Source organism: Pilosibacter rotomagensis (assembly GCF_045062245.2).
Classification (GTDB): domain Bacteria; phylum Bacillota; class Clostridia; order Lachnospirales; family Lachnospiraceae; genus Pilosibacter.
Map to the genome: position 1 here is coordinate 2,828,578 of NZ_CM170323.1, position 22,670 is coordinate 2,851,247.

Annotated in this window: 13 protein-coding genes; 4 read left to right on the forward strand and 9 right to left on the reverse strand. The window is 47.9% G+C overall.

Annotated features, from left to right (window positions below):
- Positions 1 to 138 precede the first annotated feature (138 nt).
- Positions 139 to 1,596 (forward strand): nicotinate phosphoribosyltransferase, encoded by a 1,458-nt coding sequence (locus ACI3EW_RS12675; protein ID WP_118530546.1) that lies wholly within the window; start codon positions 139 to 141, stop codon positions 1,594 to 1,596.
- A 121-nt stretch (positions 1,597 to 1,717) separates the two neighbouring features.
- Entirely contained in the window at positions 1,718 to 2,296 is a 579-nt protein-coding gene (locus tag ACI3EW_RS12680) for a TIGR01440 family protein (protein ID WP_118298610.1), read from the forward strand.
- Positions 2,297 to 2,532: 236 nt separating this feature from the next.
- Here ACI3EW_RS12680 and rbr read toward each other — a convergent pair whose 3' ends face one another.
- The 4 genes from rbr to ACI3EW_RS12700 form a co-directional block, all read right to left on the reverse strand.
- Complete coding sequence (gene rbr / locus ACI3EW_RS12685) at positions 2,533 to 3,069, reverse strand: rubrerythrin (RefSeq protein WP_118298609.1); 537 nt, start codon at positions 3,067 to 3,069, stop codon at positions 2,533 to 2,535.
- Between the two features lie 450 nt (positions 3,070 to 3,519).
- On the reverse strand, positions 3,520 to 4,452 hold the full coding sequence (gene cysK / locus ACI3EW_RS12690) for a cysteine synthase A (RefSeq protein ID WP_405581626.1): 933 nt from the start codon (positions 4,450 to 4,452) through the stop codon (positions 3,520 to 3,522).
- A gap of 118 nt (positions 4,453 to 4,570) precedes the next feature.
- Positions 4,571 to 11,425: a S8 family serine peptidase gene (locus ACI3EW_RS12695; protein ID WP_405581623.1), complete on the reverse strand. Its 6,855-nt coding sequence runs from the start codon at positions 11,423 to 11,425 to the stop codon at positions 4,571 to 4,573.
- 32 nt (positions 11,426 to 11,457) lie between these two features.
- A complete protein-coding gene (locus tag ACI3EW_RS12700; RefSeq protein ID WP_405581620.1) occupies positions 11,458 to 13,938 on the reverse strand; it encodes an N-acetylmuramoyl-L-alanine amidase family protein in 2,481 nt (826 codons plus the stop codon).
- A 254-nt stretch (positions 13,939 to 14,192) separates the two neighbouring features.
- On the opposite strand from ACI3EW_RS12700, the gene ACI3EW_RS12705 reads away from it, so the two are divergent.
- Positions 14,193 to 14,624, forward strand: a complete 432-nt coding sequence (locus ACI3EW_RS12705) for an RrF2 family transcriptional regulator (protein ID WP_118530538.1) — start codon at positions 14,193 to 14,195, stop codon at positions 14,622 to 14,624.
- 322 nt (positions 14,625 to 14,946) lie between these two features.
- Here ACI3EW_RS12705 and ACI3EW_RS12710 read toward each other — a convergent pair whose 3' ends face one another.
- The 4 genes from ACI3EW_RS12710 to ACI3EW_RS12725 form a co-directional block, all read right to left on the reverse strand.
- On the reverse strand, positions 14,947 to 16,365 hold the full coding sequence (locus ACI3EW_RS12710) for an alanine/glycine:cation symporter family protein (RefSeq protein ID WP_215703253.1): 1,419 nt from the start codon (positions 16,363 to 16,365) through the stop codon (positions 14,947 to 14,949).
- A gap of 349 nt (positions 16,366 to 16,714) precedes the next feature.
- Complete coding sequence (gene glsA, locus ACI3EW_RS12715) at positions 16,715 to 17,632, reverse strand: glutaminase A (RefSeq protein WP_117515798.1); 918 nt, start codon at positions 17,630 to 17,632, stop codon at positions 16,715 to 16,717.
- 107 nt (positions 17,633 to 17,739) lie between these two features.
- Positions 17,740 to 18,684, reverse strand: a complete 945-nt coding sequence (locus ACI3EW_RS12720; RefSeq protein ID WP_405581615.1) for a LysR family transcriptional regulator — start codon at positions 18,682 to 18,684, stop codon at positions 17,740 to 17,742.
- A 259-nt stretch (positions 18,685 to 18,943) separates the two neighbouring features.
- Positions 18,944 to 20,221: an L-cysteine desulfidase family protein gene (locus ACI3EW_RS12725; RefSeq protein ID WP_405581612.1), complete on the reverse strand. Its 1,278-nt coding sequence runs from the start codon at positions 20,219 to 20,221 to the stop codon at positions 18,944 to 18,946.
- 216 nt (positions 20,222 to 20,437) lie between these two features.
- Between ACI3EW_RS12725 and ACI3EW_RS12730 the strand changes: the two genes are divergently transcribed.
- Positions 20,438 to 21,355, forward strand: coding sequence for a LysR family transcriptional regulator (locus ACI3EW_RS12730; RefSeq protein WP_485663061.1), 918 nt, complete (start codon positions 20,438 to 20,440; stop codon positions 21,353 to 21,355).
- On the opposite strand, the gene ACI3EW_RS12735 is transcribed toward ACI3EW_RS12730, so the two are convergent.
- Positions 21,291 to 22,565, reverse strand: a complete 1,275-nt coding sequence (locus ACI3EW_RS12735) for an MFS transporter (RefSeq protein WP_405581781.1) — start codon at positions 22,563 to 22,565, stop codon at positions 21,291 to 21,293. The genes ACI3EW_RS12730 and ACI3EW_RS12735 overlap by 65 nt on opposite strands.
- Between the last annotated feature and the right edge of the window lie 105 nt (positions 22,566 to 22,670).

Genomic DNA, 22,670 nt, shown 5'->3' on the forward strand with positions numbered 1-22,670 from the left:
CGCGCGTTTCTTTTGGGGTGAACCGTGCTCACGCTGTCGCTATCATCCGGTATGAGTTCCTGTCCGATGCTATGCCGGATCGCTGCGTTCAATATTCCGCGCGGTATCCGACGCGGAGAAACATGAAGGAGAAATATTATGAGCGAACGAAACCTGACGCTGCTTACAGATCTCTACGAGCTGACCATGATGCAGGGTTATTTTCATGCAAAGGATGCGAACGAGACAGTTATCTTCGACGCATTCTACCGCACAAATCCGGACGGAAACGGATTTGCGATCGCGGCCGGCTTAGAGCAGGTTGTCGAATACATCGAAAATTTACACTTTGATAAGGAAGATATCGATTATCTCCGCACCACAGGACTCTTCGGGGAAGATTTCCTGGAATATCTGGCAGACTTCAAATTCACGGGCGATATCTACGCGATCCCGGAAGGAACCGTTGTGTTCCCGCGGGAACCTCTCGTAAAAGTCATCGCTCCGATCATGCAGGCCCAGCTCGTTGAGACCGCGATCTTAAATATCATCAACCACCAGAGCCTGATCGCAACAAAGACTTCCCGGATCGTCCATGCAGCCCGCGGAGACGGAGTTATGGAGTTCGGTTTAAGACGTGCCCAGGGTCCGGATGCCGGAATCTACGGTGCGAGAGCCGCTATGATCGCCGGCTGTATCGGTACCTCCAATGTTCTCTGCGGCCAGATGTTCGACGTTCCGGTAAAAGGAACCCATGCCCACAGCTGGATCATGAGTTTCCCGGATGAGCTCACCGCCTTCCGCACCTACGCGAGACTCTATCCGACTGCATGTATCCTGTTAGTTGATACATACGATACATTAAATTCCGGTATCCCGCACGCGATCCAGGTATTCAAGGAGATGCGCGCCGAGGGAATCCCGCTTACCTTCTACGGAATCCGTATGGACAGCGGAGACCTCGCTTATCTCTCCAAAGAGGCGAAAAAAATGCTCGATGCGGAAGGCTTCACGGACGCTGTGATCTCCGCATCCAACGATCTCGATGAGACCCTGATCACAAGCTTAAAGAATCAGGGCGCGACCATCAACTCCTGGGGTGTCGGAACAAACCTGATCACCTCCAAAGACTGCCCGTCCTTCGGCGGCGTTTATAAGCTCGCTGCGATCATGGACAAGAAGACCGGCAAATTTATCCCGAAGATCAAGCTTTCCGAGAACGAGGAGAAGATCACAAACCCGGGCAACAAGACGACCTACCGCATTTATGGCAAGGACAGCCACAAGGTCATCGCGGACATTATCTGTCTCGTCGGTGAGACCTTCAACGAGGACGAACCGCTGTTGCTCTTTGACCCGATCGCGACATGGAAAAAGACACTCCTCGCTCCGGGAACCTACACGATGCGGGAACTTCCGGTCCAGGTATTTAAGAACGGCGAGTGTATTTACCACTCCCCGAAGGTCATGGACATCCAGAAGTACTGCAAAGAGGAACTGAATACCTTGTGGGATGAGACAAAACGTCTCGTAAACCCGCATGAGGTCCATGTGGATCTCTCCAAGCCTCTTTGGGATATGAAACATGAGCTGCTCGACAAATATCATTTCGAGTAATTTCCAGTTCACACGTTCCTCATGACAGCGGCATGCACCGCCGGATCCATTTAACCATGAAACCATATACCGCCCGGAGTATTTTCAGTCTCCGGGCATTCTGCAAAAAGAGGGAAATACTATGAGCGCAACAGATATCGCCACATCCGTCGATGTGGACCTTGACTTAATTTATGAACAGACAAAAGCGATCGCCGAGGAGCTGATCAATACCGCCGCAATGAAACCGGGGCAGATCCTGGTGGTGGGCTGCTCATCCAGCGAGATCGCTGCCCACGCGATCGGCTGCTACTCCAGCAGCGAAGTCGGACAGGCTGTCTTTACCGCCCTTTCCCATGTGACAAAGAAACACGGTCTCTACCTCGCCGCCCAGTGCTGTGAGCACTTAAACCGCGCTCTGATCGTCGAGGAAGAATGTGCTGAGAAATATGGCCTTGAGATGGTGAATGTAAAACCGCAGTTAAAGGCCGGCGGTTCCTTCTCCACCGCCGCATGGAACGGTTTTGAATCTCCGTGCGCCGTGGAATACATCCAGGCACACGCCGGGATCGATATTGGCGATACCCTGATCGGCATGCACCTTCGCCATGTTGCCGTTCCGGTCCGCACGAAGATCCAGTCCATCGGCTCCGCCCATGTTGTATGCGCGAGAACGAGACTCAAATATATCGGCGGAGAGCGGGCTGCTTACCAGAAATAGAAGTTATAAAAATGATGTAACTATTCAGCAAGCCTGTGCATTTACTGCGCTGACCGCAAGATGACATTGACTTGAAGGCAAAAATTCCATGGGAATTCCCCAACGATAAAAGAATGTGCCTTTTTATGTAACAGGAAATTCCCCGGAATTTCCTGTTACATAAAAAGTGGTCTTCATCCCGATTCTGGGATGAAGGCCACTTTTTTTCGACTTTTATTTTCAACTGGTCCGTACTTTTAATAGTTCTCTGCGTGAACCTCAAAATAGCTCTGCGGGTGATTGCAGACCGGACATACCTGCGGTGCTTTTGTTCCGATCACGATATGTCCGCAGTTGCGGCACTCCCATACCTTTACTTCGCTCTTCTCGAATACGGAAGCTGTCTCTACATTTTTCAGGAGAGCACGATAACGCTCTTCGTGATGTTTCTCGATCTCGCCGACCATACGGAATTTTGCTGCCAGTGCATGGAAACCTTCCTCATCAGCGGTCTTTGCGAACTCATCATACATATCGGTCCACTCGTAGTTTTCGCCGTCTGCTGCTGCCGCAAGGTTTGCTGCGGTATCGCCAATCCCTTCTAATTCCTTGAACCACATTTTTGCGTGCTCTTTCTCGTTGTCAGCAGTCTTTAAGAATAATGCGGAGATCTGCTCATATCCCTCTTTCTTTGCTACGGATGCAAAGTAGGTATATTTGTTTCTTGCCTGGGATTCTCCGGCGAAAGCGGCCTCAAGGTTTTTCTCTGTTTTTGTTCCTGCGTATTTGCTCATAAAACTGGTCTCCTTTCAGATCTTAATTTTTATTTTCGGCATTCCCGTATTCAGTCTGCCTTTCTTTTCTTCTGTTTATCCGTACTTTTTTTCAACGGTCATCCGTTGTTTTCCTCATGTCTGTATTCTACCACATCTCTTCTCAAAAGTCAATAATAGTAATTATTACTATTTTATATTTTCTTTACTTTACAAGTATGATTCTTTTGGTCCGCACGGATACGACATTCCGGCCTCCCCCACTGTCTCCGGCTTTCAACCTGTCACAACCTTCTTAGCGATATCCGCCTGGCATGTGCCAAAGCATTTCTCCTTATTTTCAGTCACCTGCAGAACCTGCCGCCGGTAACTCTTTACAGATGCATGGCAACGCAAAAAACTGCGGGATCGCGCGCCTTTTCGCATGATCCTGCAGTCTTTTCTTCATCCATGATACAATTTTTTAACGTACTAGTCTGCAAATAACGGTGTGGACAGGTATCTGTCACCGGTATCCGGAAGAAGTGCCACGATCGTCTTTCCTGCATTTTCCGGTCTCTTTGCAAGCTCAAGGGCAGCCCAGATCGCCGCTCCGGAGGAAATCCCGACAAGGACGCCCTCCTTTTTTCCGACTAACTTTCCTGCTGCAAACGCGTCGTCATTCTCAACCGCGATAATTTCATCGTAAACCTTCGTGTCGAGGACATCCGGCACAAATCCGGCTCCGATTCCCTGGATCTTATGGGAACCTGCAACGCCTTTGCTGAGTACCGGGGAGCTTGCCGGCTCAACTGCAACAACCTTCACGTTCGGGTTCTGTTTCTTTAAGTATCTGCCGGTGCCTGTGATCGTTCCGCCGGTGCCGACACCTGCAACGAAAATATCAACCTTTCCATCGGTATCTTCCCAGATCTCCGGTCCTGTTGTCTTCTCATGAATATCCGGGTTTGCCGGGTTTACGAACTGACCCGGGATAAAGCTTCCAGGAATCTCTTTCGCGAGTTCCTCCGCTTTCGCGATCGCACCTTTCATTCCCTTCGCTCCCTCAGTCAGGACAAGCTCTGCGCCGTAAGCTTTCATAAGCTGGCGTCTCTCCACGCTCATTGTCTCCGGCATTACGATAATGATCCGGTAACCGCGGGCAGCTGCAACCGACGCAAGACCGATTCCTGTGTTTCCGGAAGTCGGCTCGATGATCGTAGAACCAGTCTTTAAGATTCCCTTCGCCTCAGCGTCATCGATCATCGCCTTCGCGATCCTGTCCTTTACCGATCCGGCCGGATTGAAATATTCCAGCTTCGCAAGGATCTTCGCGTTAAGTCCCTCGGATTTTTCAATCTGTGTAAGCTCTAAGAGCGGAGTCTTTCCGATCAGCTGGTCTGCGGATGTATATATGTTTGCCATAAGTTATTACCTACCTTTCACATATGTTAATAGGATTATATTGTAAATATACGGATTTGTCAATACTAAAAAGACTCCGCGCGCCATAAGTTTTATGACTCACGAAGTCTTTCAATACTTAATGCACTGCCGGCATACCGTTCCATCGTCCATCAGAGGTCACTGTATAGCCATCCGGAGTCACTGTATTCTTCAAAAGTTTTCCCATATCCGGACCAAACTCTGTCTTAAAGTAATACCAGTTTTCTCCGATTTTCTGCCAGCCAGTTATCATCATGCCCTCTAAGGAATTTTGTTCTGTATTCAAATAAAATGTATTTCCTGACGCATCTGTCATCCAGCCTGTTGCCATTCTTCCATTTCCATCAAACCAGAACCATCCATACGGCATTGTCTGACCATTTGCAGATGCCTCAGGCAGATATACAAGTCTCCAGCCTCCGACACACTGATTGCCGAACTGATCCATTAAGTTCCAGTATGGTGTTCCACTTTCTTTTCGCCACGTTCCTTCCATCACACCTGCAGGAAGGATGTATCCGTGTATCGTCTGCACTGCTCCGGTATATCCAGCTGGAACTGCCGATTTTGCACTTTGTCTGGAATAGCTGTTTCCTCTGCTGCCGGAATGTCCGCCGCCTCCAGTATTGCCTCCATTTCCGGGATCTGGCTTATCTGTGCTCGGATCATCTGTTCCTGGTTTGTCTGACCCCGGATCATCTGTTCCTGGTTTGTCTGTTCCTGGTTTGTCTGTTCCTGGTTTGTCTGTTCCTGGTTTGTCTGTTTCTGGATCCAGTGTCAGCCTTGTTCCATCGCTTCTCAAAACATCATATGTCTTTGTCGGCTGAATGCTTTCAACATCTGTCCTGAGTGTTACTTTTCCTCCTTCATTATCTGCAAAAGCACTCTCTTCTACTCCTGACACAAGTTCTGGAAGAGTAATTTCACTCAGACGATTTCCAGCAAAGCTGTATTCCGGAAGTTCAAATGTCTCTTCCGCTCCTGCTACTCTCGCCGCAAATTCCAGGGTCTCCAGCTGATTGTTCATAAATGCTTCTTTTCCGATCTCTTCTGTCTTGCCTGTCAGAATAAGATTCTTCAGCTGGTTGTTCTTGAATGCGCGGTCACCGATATGTCCAGTGTATTTTCCAAGTTCCAGAGTTTTGATCTGATTATTTTCAAACGCACCAGTTCTCACCGCATGCATTAATTCAGGGAACTTCACAGAAGAAAGTTCGTTATCTTTAAATGCATACTCCTCAATGATCCTTAAACCTGCCTTGTTGATATCATTTAAATTCCAACCAAATTCCTGAAGTCCTGTTCCCATAAATGCACCGGCACCAACAGTCTCAACCTGATCCGGCAGAGTTACTTTATTAATTTTTTTACCGAAAAAGGCAAAATCGCCAATCTTTGTGATTGCTCCGCTGTTTCCAATTGAGTTCGGGATCTCTACATTCTCATCCGCGCCGACATACCGAAGAAGAACATGATCTTTTACAACGAAGCGACCATTTCCGGCCTTCTCTGCGGCTGTACTTCCTGCTTCCTGTCCATTGACTGTGAAGGAGAGCGTATCGCCCTCTTTTATTGCCGGAAGTTCCAGATAAAAGTATCCTGCTTCATCTGCCACTGTTTTTCCGGTGTAGCCTCCTGCTGTCACCTGCACCTCAGCACCCGGAAGTACAAATCCAACAGTTTCCTTATCTCCTTCCAGAACCGGCATTCTAATCTGTGCTTCAAGAAGATAATAGTAAAAGTCAAGCGTATTTTTCTCTTTCAGAGTTAACGTCTGCGATTTGTCTTTACTTACATATACTTTTCCGTTATCTCTGAACGAAGGTGCATTTACTGTGACCGTCTGCCCGATTCTATAGAAATCAGATGCCGGATAATTTCTTGTCATTCCATATGGATTTTCTGTTCCATACTTTAATCCGATTTTAATGACATCCTCCTTATCCTTAGCATTGATCATATTCAGTTCCACGACTGCCGGATTGATCAGATACTGTCCATCTTTTGATTCAAGCACGGAGTTTTCTCCTGTATACACCTTTGCATATTCAAACTGTACACTGGAGGTATTTCCGAATGCTCCATCTTCAATCTCTTCCAGAACATCCGCCTGTACTTCCACTGACTTATTTCCTGCAAACGCTCCTGTCCTGATTGTTAGAACTCCGGGCATTTCTACTTTAAGCGGGCTTCCTGCACTTTCAAATACGGATTTCTCTACAATATGAATGTTCTCCGGCAGACGTACTGTCAAAGAATCGTCATCCATACCTGTCTTCCACTGATATTTAAATGCCCCCTCTTCCAGAACATTCAGGCTATCCGGAAGATAGATTTTCTGAAGATTATTATTTTTAAAGGCATCCTTACCGATTTCTTCGATTCCCTCAGAAATTCGAACAGTACGGAGCCGCTTATCAGCATCCTTTCCGTCTCCTTTAAATGCCTCATTTCCGATTCTCTTCACCGGAACACCCTTAATCTTGGCTGGTACAACAACAGAAGTTTTCTCCCCCTTGTACTCTGTGATCGTCTGGGTTTCCGGATCAAATACAAACTCTTCTTCATCCGTCGGTTTAACATTTCCTGTATCCCCACCAGAGTTTCCTCCATCTACACTGGATTCTGGATTCTTTTCCGCATTTTTCGGATAATACCAGGATGCTTTCATCGCATAAGCTCCCGGAACAGAAAGTGCCGTTGTCTTTGTGAACGCCCCATCATAGACAAACGATCTTTCTTTCGCCTTATCTGAAGCTTTCACGTCGTAAAATACACCCATGCAGGAAGCCAGTTCCTTTTCATACTGAACTGCAATATAAACCGGTTCATCCCTCTGGATCCAATATTCTGTCAGATCAATCTTATTCCATTCATTCGGAACAAGATTTTCATATTCTCTGAACGGTGCAAGTTCTCTTAAACGTCCCTGCTTATCATATCCAAGAACCCCAATCTCCACATGATCCCCACCATAATAATTATTATTAACGAGGAAAATATCAGCACTCTTTAGAATTCCTCCTTTATGCGGTGACTGGAACCATACAGCTGCGCCTTTCATTCCACTTGTAAAGTGTACAGTTTGATAGCTTCCTTCGGTTTCTTCCACTACAAAACCGTAATCCGCTTCTTCTTCGGCAAAGTCTCCGATTTCTTTTAAGCGTACTGGATCCACCTGATTTTCACCTTCAGTCAAGTTTACCTTCACTTCCTGCGGAATATAGCCTGTTTTAAACACACGAAGTGTACAGTTTCCGGCATATACACCATTTCCGGTATAGGATCCATTTTTATCTGTCTCAAAGAGCGGAATACTGTCATTTTCCAGGACGCGGACTTTTGCGTTTTCCAACGGATTTCCTGCTTCATCCTCAACAATACCATTAATGACTGCCTTTGGTGCTTCTTTGAGAACAAAGTCAATATTTGTATGCGGATCCTGATTCAGATCTACAGAGATCCTCTGAGTTTCAAACCCATATGCCGAAACTTCCAGTGTATATGGTTTCTCCACATTTACCGCATGATCCAGATGATAAGTTCCATCGATCTCACTGGCATATGTGTACTTTCCTGTCTCCAGTACTGTCACTTTTGCCTTCAGCGGAATTTCTGTCACTTCTCCCTGCACAGAGATATTTTCTTGTCCACCGAAAACAGCAGTTTTTTTTCTGATTGCATTTGATCTGGTTGCCGTATTATATTTTCTTACAGCATTTCCACCTGTTGCAATCAACTTTGACGCTTTGCTTCCTGAAAATTCTGAACGCGCTTTGCTCACAAAAATGTTGTCAATAAACCAGCCAAGATCGTAAGAAGAAACAAGATCTGTGCCTGTTGACACGCGGAATCTTACCTGTACAGTTTTGCCTGCATACTTTGACAGATTCTTTGAAAGTGTCTGCCATTCATGCTGCTGCTCTTTTTTCTGCACCTCTTCTCTTGTAAACAAAGTAAACCACTCATCCGTATCAGCTTCCCTGATTTCCACCGTCATGCGGTTGGAACCCACAATACTTTCCGTGGTAAGAGAATCAAAATAGAAATAATCCCCTTCAGAAACTTCAAATTCCGGCATAAGCAGGCAGGAATCCTGCTTTTTGGAAAGGAGTCCATTCGCTGTGGTTCCCCACATTCCGGAGCCGTTCTTTTCCAGGTTTTCCCATACCTGTTTTAGAATGAAATCCATGTATTCATCGTCCGGTCTTTCCGGATGGCTCCATTCCCAGTCATCTGCTTCCCCAGAAAGGATCTCGGAGGTAAATCCCCCGTCATTCTCATCAAACTCATATGATACAGATGTTTCATATGATGATACCTTCACTTTTATCTCATCTGACCATGGCCCTTCCTGCCCACCAAGGTCGACAGCCTGGACACGATACCAATATGTTTCTCCTGCCTCTGCGGTATCATCATACCAGAGGATCCGGTAGTGAGTTTTATCTACTCCGTTATTGATGAATTCTTCTTTTGCATCTTTGTCCAGCATTGCGACTTCTTCAAATTCGCTGTCTGCGCTTCTTCGCTCGATCCGGTAATTCTCTACATCCGGTTCTTCTACTTTTACAAAGCTTATGCAAAGTCCCTTCTGATCTACCACAGCTTTCAGTCCGGTAACTTTCTCCGGAATCTCACTTCCAGCGGTGTCAAGTTCCAGATTATCCAGATACCAGCCCACACCACTGTCCGCATCATGTCCAAAGAAATAAAATCTCAACAATAACGGTTTGGAATTTCCAGCATATTTAGAAAGGGAATATGTATTGTGCTCCCATTTCCGTTCCGTAATATCCGGTCGTTTTGTCAGATTATAGACAACTTCCCAGTCATCCTCATCTCCTGTATAAGATGCCTGGATCTCAGAAAGGCTGATTCCCGTAAATCCCACATACATATCTGCTGAGAGGAATACCGGATCCCCCTCATTCATATCAGAAAGGTCAACCGGCGGAAGATATAAATAGCTGTCCACACGCTTTTCAAACGTACTCTGTCCGCCGTCAATTCCAATATATGTATTTCCATCATCCGGCATTTCCGGTTCAGCTGCTGACTCGCGATGGGATAACTTCCAGTTTCCTTCGATCAGAAATCCCTGCATATCTTCCTCACAATCCTGTTTCCACGGAACTTTAATGCCGGGAAGAATCTGCATCGTCTTTTCGATTTTTGTGATATTATCCGCATAATCCGTAATCTCAGCTCTGAGATTCAATTCTCCTTCTTCCAGGATATCTGCGTCCAGAACTGCTCCATAGATTCCATCATTCTGTTCTCCGTCTGTCAGTTTCAGGGAAATTTCTATCTCATCACCGTCTTGTCCAATCTGATAATACAGGGCTGCCTTCTTAATAGAAACATCCTCTTTTACCTTTACAGACACTTCGACATCTCTTCCCAGATATCCAGAATCATCGCCAATGAACTCTGCACTGCTGGCTCCTGTATCCGTACCCAGCTTCTTTACTGTTCCAGAAATAGAACCGATCGTCTTTCCCTTCAAACGTGCAACTGCATCATATGCATTGATCAGACCATATCCATACCCCATATTGGGTGTTTCCTGATATTTCCGATCTGTCAGCGGCTCTGCAGTCTCCGTGATCACATTTTTGATTTCCCGGACAGAAAGTCCCGGAGCAGCCTGTTTCAGAAGTGCAACTACACCAGTCACATGCGGTGTTGCCATACTTGTACCATTCCAGCTTACATAATTTCCTGTTGCATCCACACTTCTGACCTGTACACCAGGTGCTACAATCTCCGGTTTAATAATTTTTCCTGTCTCATCAAACGCCGACGGTCCCACCAGGGAAAACTTTCCAAGATTCTTATTTCTGTCCACAGCACCTACAGAAAGTACCTCCAGAAGATTTCCCGGGTTTGCGATCGATCCGGGTGCCGGATCTCCAGAAGACTGGTTTCCGGCAGCAAATACCGGAACGATTCCTTCTTCGATCCATGCTTCTGTGATCTCAGAAAACCAGTCATCGTCATCATTGTCTCCCCCCCAGGAGTTATTGATAACGTCCGGCTTTTGCTCCAGCATCCACTCTGCTGCTTCCAGAAGATTCGCGACTTCTCCGCCTTCATCATTCAAAGCTCTCGCACTGATATATTTGGCCCCGGGCGCTACACCGATCTGGTTCAGGTTGTCGCCTTCACGTCCGCAGATCGTTCCGGCTACATGCGTTCCATGATCGTTGACAGAAGATGCCTCCGGTTCCGGGAGATCGTCTATAAAATCCTTATAGTAGCGGTTATCGATCTTTCCCGTCGATTCATCATAACCTTTAAACGCCTTTTGAATTGCTGGAAGATTGTAATTAACACCGGTATCGATGATTCCTACGGTAACGCCTTCTCCATTGATATGGAAATCGTCCCACACTTTATCCGCGTGGACCATAGATACTCCCCATTCAATGTTCTTTTCATCCGGTTCAAAAATTGAATTCCGAACTGAATATGATGCCGTTTCAGGTTCCTCGTCATCTTCGACCGGCTCGACCAATTCAATTTTATTGTTCGGTGTGATCTTTTCCACATTCGGAAGTTCTGCGATCTGCTTTATCAATTCCTTCGATGTGATGATCGCATGAACCGCATTTACAATGTAATAGGATTGATACTCTGTCACAGACTGATCCTTTGTTTTCTGTTCCAGTAGTTCCAGTAGCTCCCTCTGTGCTTTGTTTGCCTTTTCCTTTCTGGAAAGCCCCGTACCATCATCGGAATATGTACACTTGATCAGTATATCGTACGGTGCACTGCCCTTCAGCAGGCTTTCAATTTCTGACAGTACATACTCTGTTTTCTCGGAATCAGCTGCAGCTTTTTCCCCGTATGCACCGTAAGCACTTCCGGAGAATCCCGGAAGTACTGTAGATGCAAGCATAGAAAGTACAAGTGCTTTGCACGTCAGCTCTTTTATCTTTTTTATCATAATAGCCCTCTTTTTTGTTATTGTTCCCCTACTTACGGCATCAGTACAACATGCAGTTCTGTCTCTGTATACCCCGGAAGTTTCAGATAGATCGTTGTCACATACCGGTCATAATCTGTTCCCGGCTTGATCTGCCATTTTAACGTTCCCTCTGACTGATCTGTCGGGCGAAGAACCCGAAAACCATCTGCTGTTTTCTGTACACTCCAATATCCATACTTAGAAGAATCTGTCTCCTTGTCGATCGGTGACGGCACTGTAAAACGCTTTTCCCCTTCGCTCTGCATATCGATCTGAAGTTCATTTTTGATCTTGTCAAGTGTCAGTTCACTGTCGTTAATATTGATCTTTATGCTGCTGTACTCATCGTACGGATAAATCGGATAACCATACTTCGGACCATCGTCTGTCTCCGGAATTTCAGCATTTAATGTTTTTGCTTCTGTTTCCTGCTTGTAGGATAAAGTAAGTGTAAATGCCTTTGCTCCAGGAACCTTTCCTGTCAGGGCAACAGAACCATTTTCTTCCAGATGGTCTTTGACAGCAGCATACGGAATATTGATATATGTGCACATTTCACCATCCACACGCTCTTCTGTTACTTCAATTCCTGTAAGTTCCTGATCACCTGCATACAGCTTCAGAGCATCATAATCTGCTTTTTCAAGACCGATCACTTCTGCTTTTACTGTTGCACCAGTCTCGATATCTTCATATGCAGTCGGATAAGCATATACGGATTTGCTCGCTTTATAACTTACTGTAATATACTTTGAATGATCTCCTGCATTTACTTCCAGATCTACCCTCTCAGCTGAAGATAAGCTTCCGCTGTCTCTCTTTAAGATCTGCTGTGTAAACAGAGTAATCGTTCCATTCTCCTTATCATAACGGTACTCCACTCCATCTGTATATTCTTTATCAGAATAATAGCCGAGATATGTCACTGTCACTTTTTCCGGGAAATTCATATTTTTTAAAGTAATGACCGGATTTTCGTCATAGTAGTAATCTTGCTGATCCAGTGTCATGTCCGGAGTTTTCTTTTCCTCTACAATGACCTTAGCCTTTACTTCCGGCTTATCTCCTGTAACATTCTCCGGAAGTTCGTACTGTGCCTCAGCGTAATATGTACCTGCTGCCCATGTATTCACTTTCGAGGTCATCCAATCCTCAACATTCACATCAATGCTTTTCTCGTTGCTCAGCAGCAATGTGATCGTATTTGGAAGCGCCTCTAAAATACCAGTTCGGCTTTCCCCATATTTTACAGTTACAGAGTCGATTGCTTTGTATCCCACTGCCGTGATGATCTCCGGCACCTCCGGCTTTTCTGCTACGATAATCGTGAGTGAAACTTCCGGTTTATCTCCCCTTACATCTTCCGGCAGGTCATATCTTCCATATATTTTTACTTCTCCCGGACGATATGTGTTCAGGTATGACGGCCATGTTACATCCACGTCTCTCGTTTCCCCGTTACTTAATTTCAGCGTGAGCTGCTTCGGAAGGCGTTCTAAGACCTGGCTCCAATCTTCACCATATTCCGCATTAACTTCCTTCAGATTTTCGTATCCCACTACTGTTATTTCTTCTGGGGTACCCGGCTGATCTGGGGTGTCTGGTTTGTCTGGAGTATCCGGTTTATCCGGGGTGTCTGGTTTGTCTGGAGTATCCGGTTTATCCGGGGTGTCTGGTCTGTCTGGAGTATCCGGTTTATCCGGGGTGTCTGGCTTGTCTGGAGTATCCGGTTTATCCGGGGTGTCTGGCTTGTCTGGGGTATCCGGCTGATCCGGAATTCCCGGCTGATCTGGGGTATCCGGCTTACTTGGAGTATCTGGCTGATCCGGGGTATCCGGTTTATTGGGAATCTCCGGCTTGTCCGGGGTCGCATTGCTTCCCGTTTGTACTGGCCTAGTATCTCTGTCATCACTGTCATCACTGTCATCGTCATCGCTGTCAGACCATCCGCTGTTGGAACGTCCAGAACTGCCGCTATATCTCGTTTTCACGGTGCTTGCCTTTACTGACTCCTCTTTTGTCTTAAATCCTTTATTTACAGAAACATGAATCTCTCCATTCTTATCGATCCACTGGCCATCCGCATTGACCAAGTATCCATCCGGTGTCTTTCCGCCCATATAAAGACTGCCCTGACCGTTGGTGCCTGTTTCAAAATAGTAGCATCGTCCATCGATCCACTGCCAGCCTGTTACCATACGCCCCTTAAATCCATCACTTAGATTATTCAGGAAGTACCAATGTCCATCCGCCGTATGGAGCCATCCTGTTACCATCTCTCCAGTTGACGGATCAATATAATACCAGTCATTTCCGTTTTTGACCCATCCGGTCAGCAAGATCCCGGATGCATCATAATATTTCCACTTCTCATTCTCCTGTCGCCATCCGCCGACACCTGCTCCAGCACCCATTGCACTAAAGCTCGTTGTAAACAGGCTGGCTGCTGCAGCCATTGCACAAACAGATACTCGATTGATTTTCTTTTTCATATTGCCTCCAGATTATTTTAGTTAGTTACAGCTAAGTTAGTTATGACTAATCCGATTTTACACATATCTATAAAGTATGTCAATCTTTAAACTATTTATGGCATTTTTTCTCATTTTCTCTGCATATTGCACAACGGCGTTGTATTTATTCCCTTTTTTTCCCTTAAACCTTGTATTATAATAGGAATAATGTTAAACTTACATTACGATCAAAAATATTCAGCAACACGCAGCAGCATGGGAGGATACAGATTATGATGGTTTCAACAAAAGGCCGCTACGCTCTCCGCGTCCTGATCGATCTTGCGGAACACCAGACCGACGGCTATATTCCATTAAAAGATACAGCAGCAAGACAGGAAATCTCTGAAAAATACCTCGAGGGCATCATCAAGGTCCTCGTAAAAGCAAAACTCTTAGAGGGGGTCCGCGGTAAAGGCGGTGGATATCGCCTCACAAAAGCACCGGAACAGTACACAGTCGGCAGCATTCTTCGCCTCACTGAAAACTCCATGGCTCCGGTAGCCTGCTTAGAGCCCGGCAGCACCGACTGCCCCAGAATGGGAAGCTGCAAAACTCTCCCTCTCTGGCAGGGTCTCGACAAAGTCGTCAACGAATACTTAGATGGCGTCACCATCGCCGACCTCGTGCAGAACGGCCAGCCCGGGGACGACTATGTAATTTAACACTCTCGCACTGCCGGTCTGCCTCCAGGCTCAGACGCATTATTTTCCGGGCATGGTTTCCTCTTAGCTCGTGGGAGAATGCGTTGGTGGACAGGCGGCACTTGTCTGAGCCGAAGGCGAGTTGTGCCGACTGACCACCGCCCTTAGCATTCTTCCGCAAGCTTAGAGGAACCGCCTGGGAAATACCCGGCGTCTGGGACTGGAGGCAGACCGGCAGCGTACTCTCTCCAAAATCGTCGCTCCCATCCCAAAAACAAAGGACAGCCTTGCGGCTGCCCTTCATCCATTTCCATATCCAATTCCATTCCCGGAAATATCGTCCCTAATTCCAGAAGTCCACCTTCTCCTTCAGTCCAATATGCTCCGCCTTAAACACCGGATTCTTTCCGGCCTTTTTCTGCTCTGTATAATCCTCAAGACACCGCAGTACCGGCTTCAGGAGAATAACGATCACCGGCACATTGATCAGCGCCATGAAGCCCATCAGCACATCCGCTGTATCCCAGACAATACCAAGCTTCATCGTAGCGCCGACGCACACAACCACCGCAGCAACGATCCTCATGCCCCACTTTGCCCCATTAGATGGAGTCATGCCGCAAAGATACGCAAGCCCTGTCTCCGCATAATAGAAGTTTCCAAGCAGGGTCGTAAATGCAAACAGGAACAGGGAAACTGTAATAAACACAACACCAAACTTGCCGAGTGTGCTGTTCATAGCCGCCTGCACATAGGCCATTCCGGCCATATCCGCATCCGGCTCCACACCGGAGCAGAGCAGCAGCATCGCAGTCGCTGTACAGATCATACAGGTATCAAGGAATACAGAAAGCACCTGAACAAGTCCCTGCTTTACCGGATGGGAAACACCCGCGGAACCAGCCGCACACGCAGCAGCGCCGACACCGGCTTCGTTAGAGAAAAGACCTCTCTTGATACCAAGCATGACCGCAGACCCCGTAAATCCGCCGAAAATTGCTTTCACATCAAACGCGTTGCGGAAGATCTCTGCGAACACTCCTGGGAGAAGTGTGATATGGGTCACGATCACGAACATTGCAACCGCAATGTAGAAGAATCCCATAAATGGAACAACCTTCTCTGTAATCCCCGCGATCTGCTTTCCGCCGCCGCTGATGCATATAAAGAACAGGACCGCAAGCACAGCGCCGATGATCCACTTTGCAAGATTCTCATGCTCCGCATATCCCGGAACTACCCGGAGCGCATCCGCAATGTTAAAGGACGCAACCAGATTAAAGCCAACCATGTAGGTCAGGATCATAAATACTGCGAACAGGATCCCAAGCCAGTGCTTTCCGATCGCCTGATCGATATAGTAGGACGGGCCGCCATAGCATCCGCCGTCATCGGAACGGCGTTTGTAGATCTGAGCCAGAGTTCCCTCCACGAAAGCAGTGGACATTCCCAGAAGCGCTGTAAGCCACATCCAGAATAATGATCCGAGTCCGCCGAGACAAATCGCAGTAGATACGCCTGCGATATTTCCGGTTCCCACACGGGATGCCGTCGAAACCATAAGTGCCTGAAAAGACGAGATCGCCTTGTCATCCTCACTCGGTGCGAGAACGACCCGCAAGGATTCCTTTAAATAGCGGAACTGAACAAACTTTGTGCGGACCGTAAAGTAAATTCCGCCTGCAACAAGTAAAATGATCAGGATGTATGTGTAAAGATAATTACTGAGATTCCCGATCAGTGCCCCATACAAATCGTACATGTGTTGTTACCCCTCTTTTTTCTTTTTTGTTACCCCAAAATTTTACTGTAAGTTATCCGTATTTACAATCATTTTTTCAGAAAATTTTGCCAGGACCGCACATTTCATTATCCCCGAAGAAGAATGTGCCTCGACACATTCTCGTGCCGAGCGCGGTCGCTTGCGACAACCTACATCTTTGTGTGATCATCAGCCCAAACTTCTGCCTGATTTTCTCTCTTAATACCTCCCCTTCCTAATTTTTCTCTAAAGAAGAAAGTTTCCGTCCGCCCATTTTCCCCTGGGTCCCGTACCACTTTCATACTTTCATCGTAACCTAATGAACTGTTACCCTTCATCAAAAAACTGCTCAGTCCTTCTTCGCAAAAATATGCAATTTCATCTGTGAGGAAAGGAACTGCAGGATTTTTCTCCCAGCAATGCTGTTTCCCTTTGCGTCCAGAGACGGACCATAGATTCCGATTCCCATCTTCCCGTCAACAACAGACAGCAGTCCGCCACCGACACCGCTCTTAGAAGGAATTCCCACGCGGACCGCAAATTCCCCGGACCCGTCATACATGCCGCAGGTCAGCATGATCGTCTTCACGACTCTCACGGTATCGGAATTCAACAGCCGCTTTCCGGACGGATCCACTCCGTCATTCGCGAGCAGAAGTCCCAATCCCGCAAGGCTTTCCGCCGTGACGCTCAGCGAGCACATTTTCACATAGAAATCCAGCGCTTCCTCCACATTTCCATTGATCACGCCCTTGCTCTCTAAAAGGTAGGCGATGGCGCGGTTTCTCGCCACCGTCGACATCTCCGAGCGGTAGACCTTCTCATCCAGAACGATCCCGTCATCCTGACAGAAACACCTAGCAAGCTCCAGCATCTCCCCAAACGATACCTTCGGCTCGATAAAGCTCGCCACCGCGATGGCACCGGAGTTGATCATCGGATTGTATGGATGACTGTTGGATCCCTCAAGCTTGATCAGGGAGTTGAACGCGTCCCCCGACGGCTCCATTCCCACATTCTCAAACACCATGTCAAACCCGCATACCTCAAGTGCTACTGCAAGGCTGATAACCTTCGAAATACTCTGGATGCTGAACCGGTCCTTCGTATCCCCGCAGGAGAACCGGCTTCCATCCCGGCAGAAGATGCTGATTCCGAGCTTATTCTTGTCCGCTCTTCCAAGCTCCGGAATATAGGTCGCAACCTCTCCCTCTTTGATGTATGGGCGTCCCGTTTCCAGTGCCTCATTGATCAGATCCTGAAACATAACTTTTGTTTACTCCTTTCCTCTATGACCTTCCACTCCTGCTGCCGCACTTTCCATACTTTGCAGGAAACTCTTATCAGCACATTTTCCGTGCATTTTCTCATATTTTAAACGTCCTGTCCCCTCTCAAGCCGCTCTCTTACTTCCTTCAAAAACTCTTCCCCAATCCCGGAGATCGGCACATCCGCAAGTGTCACATACCCGAATTCCAGCTTCACCTCGCACCCCGGAATCGGCACGGAAACTGCCCGGAAATCCGACAGCTGCTTGTCGAAGTCATGGATCCCGATGCTGTAAAAATCCGTCTGTGAGATCAGGTTCATGAGCGTCGCACGCCCTGTCACATAAATCTCCTTCTTCTTTCCCGTACTTCCCCCATCCTCGTTTGGTCCGAGGATATTGGAGAGAATATCGTCATACAGCCCCATATAGCGGATAAATCCGTAATTCGCAAGATTCTCCCTCGTCATCGGCTTCTTCTCCCGGACGAGCGGATGATCCTTTGAGATCACGATCTGCGGTTCCACATAAGAGAGGAACCGGTATGTAAGGCCTTTCGCCGCCGCCATCACCTGGATTTCCTCATGTCTCTGGCTGTCGAAATGGAAAATTCCGATGTCGGCCCGCCCGGAGACCACATCCTCGATGACATCCTCCAGCTGCCCCTCATACAGGCGGTGGGTGAATTCCGGCTGATCCTGGTACCGTCGCACGATAGTGATAAAGCTCTCCATCACATGGGAGAACTTTGTCATGGACACCGCCAGGGGCTCTGTCTTCTCCATCTCCTTTAATGGCCGCAGATGCATTCCTTCCATTTCCTTTAAGATCCGCACTGACCGTTCCAAAAACTCATTTCCCTCGGGAGTCAGCGTCACGCCCTGACGGCTCCTGTTTAAGAGCGGCGCCCCAACGGTCCCCTCCAGGTCATGAATGATCTTTCCGAGATGGGACTGGGAAACATAGAGCATCTGGGCCGCCTTGTTGATGGAACCAAGTCTCGCCACCTTGATGAAGTATTCCAGATGTTTCAGATTGATATCATAGCTCATGTTCTTCCCTCCCTCATTTTTCTATCTCTCTTCCCGCGCATCGCTGCTGAAAAGAGTTTCTGAAAGCCGCACATTCCTGCGGCTTTTCTTGTATATAATGTATCATTTTTTGCTATATCTTTCTACTTCTTTGTTATTCTTTATCAAACTAAGGTTATTTCTCGCAGAAAAAACCTTATACATCAAAAGCGGAGTGCCGTCACCTGGACAACACTCCGCAACCATACTTTCATATCTTAATTCGCACGGGAGACATACCTCAGCTCCCGATCATAATGTTGATGATCTCATCATTCGTCTCCTTCATTCCCTCTTTTGCGAGACGTCCCACGTTGCGGATCGTCGCCTCGATCCCGGCCGTCACGATTCCGTCGCCGTCATCAAAGTTCTGACCACGCTTTGCCATATAGTAGCCGATGATCCCCGCGTCCACCGCCTCAGCGATCTTTGCCGCGCAGGACGCTTTCGCGCCATCACAGACCATACCGGAAATAATGGCAACCGCATTGATCACGGTGTGGACCACCTCATCATAGGACTCTCCGGAGAGATACGCGATCCCTGCTCCGGAACCCGCGCCCGCGCTGACTGCGCCGCAGTAAGCGGATAGTCTTCCGATGGGCGTCTTCTGGTGGATCGTCGTGAGATCTGAGAGTGCCATCGCCCGGTACATGGTATCTTCATCGACTCCCAGCTCCGTTGCGTATACGATGACCGGAACAGAAGCCGTGATTCCCTGATTTCCACTGCCGGAGTTGATGATAACCGGAAGTTCACATCCGTTCATTCGTGCGTCAGATCCAGCTGCCGCCATGGCTCTCGCCCGTGTACGGACATCATTTCCATTCATATCAAGAAGAAGTGCGCCGATGTTGGATCCATACTTCCCACGCATTCCCTCTCTGGCGATCGCCATATTGTAAGTTTTCTGGCGCTCCAGAACCTCTCTGATATCATTCACATCCACCGTATGGATAAAGTCCCAGATATGCTCCATATCGAGCAGTGAGCGGTCCGTAAGACCTTCCTCCTCCTCACCATTCACCGGGATATCCCTGATGACTTCTCCGTTCTTTTCAATATGTACCACATTCGTGTGATAATTTGCGATGCGGACCATGCTGGTATCTGTTCCGCGTGTCAGTGTCACAATAATATCAAAGGTGATGCCGTTATCAATATGTTCCACTTCCACCGGGGTCGTCTGAAGGAATTCCTTCATCGCCGTGATCTGCTCTTTTGTAACAGACGCTATGACCTCAAGTTCCTTTTTTGGATCACCTGCAACGATTCCTGCTGCTGCCGCCGCCGGGATTCCCTTTAAATGATCCGTATTCGGGACGATCACGGATTTTACGTTCTTGATCATGCTGCCGCTGGCTCCTACCTTCACCTTCTCCGGGAGTCCGCCGAGCACTTCTCTCGCGACTGCCGCGCAGTAAGCGATGGCGATCGGCTCTGTACATCCCATCGCCGGCTTCAGCTCCTCTTCCAGAATACTCACATATGCCTGATATCTGATATCGCTTTTCTCCATTGTATCCGCCCTTTCTCCGTTCTTTTCTGCCGATCGGATCACTTTTTCCGCCCGCCATTCATGACTCCGAGTCTCACATCCTGAAAATTCGCATTCTATCCTGCTATTTTCTTGCAATTTCTATATTCTTAGCGTATCATAAGAAGTATTAAAAGTAAAATTGAACGTTTTAAACAGATCGTTTATAAATTTTTATAGAGAAGAGAGGAATCCGCCATGGAACTTCGAGAGATCCGCACGTTTCTACAGATCGCGCAAAAGCAAAGTTTTTCAAAAGCCGCCGAGGCGTTAGGCTATTCCCAGGCCGCCGTCACGGTCCAGATCAAGCAGTTAGAGGAGGAACTCAGCATCCATCTCTTTGACCGCCTCGGAAAAAAGACGGTCCTGACTCATCACGGGGAAATCTTTTACCGCTATGCCGTGACGATCCTTGGCACCGTCGCCGACGCGAAAAAAGCTGTTTCCGCCTCCACAGAGCTCTCCGGTGACCTCACCATCGGAACCATTGAATCCATCTGTGAATCCATCTTTCCGGATCTTTTAAAGAAATTCCATCAGCTTTACCCGAACGTCTCCGTGAGCATCGTTCTGGACTCCCCGGATGTTCTTTTGGACCGCATGAACAAGAACTCTATCGATTTGGTCTATCTCCTCGACCAGCCCATTGACGACAAGCGTTTTATAAAAGTTCTGGAAGCGCCGGAAAATATCTCCTTTGTCTCTTCCTCCGTCCACACGCTGGCAAAAAACGATTCCACAGACCTTGCCTCGGTCATCAGCCACCCATTCCTCCTGACCGAAAAAAATGCCAGCTACCGGTTCGTTCTTGACCGGTATCTGGCATCTCTCGGAAAGGAGATCAAGCCTTTCCTGGAAATAGGAAACACTGAATTCATTATCAATATGTTAAAACAGAATGCCGGGATCTCATTTCTCCCGGAGTTTGCCGTAAGGCATGAAGTGGAATCCGGTATTCTCTCGATCCTGCCGGTAAAGGATTTCCACATGGAGCTCTACCGTCAGGTCCTCTATCACAAAGACAAATGGCACACCGGTGAGATGGACGCCTTTATCGAGCTTGCGAAGGAGACTTTCCGGACTTCGCCCGTTTCAGACGAACACCCTCAAGAATGATAAGGAAGGTCAACATAACAAGCATCGCCGCGCTCACTCCAATGGTCAGCCTGTAATCTCCCGTTATATCATAAAAGGTTCCAAACCACATGTTGAAGGGTGCTCCCAGAAGCGTTCCCACCATAGTGGAGTAAGCGTACGCCGTGCTGTATGTCTCGCCCTTCCAGAAGATCCTGCAGAATAACGGCATCATGACCGAGGAAAGCGGCAATGTCACGCCGAAGAACAGGGAACCTGCCATCACCGTCTTCGGGGAACCTATGAACAACAGCACATGACCAAAGAACGCCAGCGCAATGGAAAATTCGAAGGTCTTTATGATCCCAAGACTGTCACTGACCTTTCCGAGGATCAGTTTGCTGGACATATTTCCAAGAAGGGAGATACTCGTCATCATGGCCGCCGCCTGCAGCGTCAGGCCGGCTGCGATCCCACAGGGCGTCAGGAAGGAATTCAGGTACGCGCATGACACACTGGTCCAGTATGCACCCACGGCAATATAAAATTCCGGCTGACGCAGCAATTCTTTTAACGTAATCCCGTTTTCCCCGGATGCGGGCGCTGATGCGTCTGATACAGCCCTTCGCTCCACATCCTCTGCCCCGTAAGGCAGAAGTCCCATCTCTTCCGGCTTGCAGCGGAGAACGAACAGGGAGATCGGGAGGACCAGCGCGATACTGACGATTCCAACCGCCACATAGCTCACCCTCCATCCGAATGCCGGGATCGCCATTCCAAGAAAGCTGCTGCCGATCATGCCGACGAGACCGGAGAACGCCGCGGAGATTCCCACCGCCATTCCGGTCTTTTTCTTAAACCAGTTTCCAAGAATGATCGGCGCCGGGATCATGCAGACGAAGGACGAGGCAATTCCCTGAATGATGCCTGTCAAATGCCACTGCCACAGTTCATGGAAGGTACCCATGAGGGCCGCGCAGCCTCCGTATATGACAGCTGCAATGCTGATCACGATCCGCACATCATGTTTCCGAAAGCTTGTCGCCACAAATGGCAGCGCCAAAGCAGAACTGATGCAGTAGAGCATCCGGTACATCGTAAGTTTTCCCAGCTCAAATCCCAGCTCTTTGCAGATCGGGGAGTAAAAGACACCGGCACAGTTGTTGATGAGTCCCAGAGTCGCCCCCTGCAGGATGCAACAGCCCGCAAGGATGAACCAGGCATAGTGCAGTCTGTTTTTCTTTTGTTCCATTGTTATTTCTGCCTTTCCCCAGCTTTTTTCTTTTCCGCATATCGCCGGTATCCGGCTGTCCGCCCCGAAAACTTCCGGCCACATATCCACCCGGTTCCATCTCCG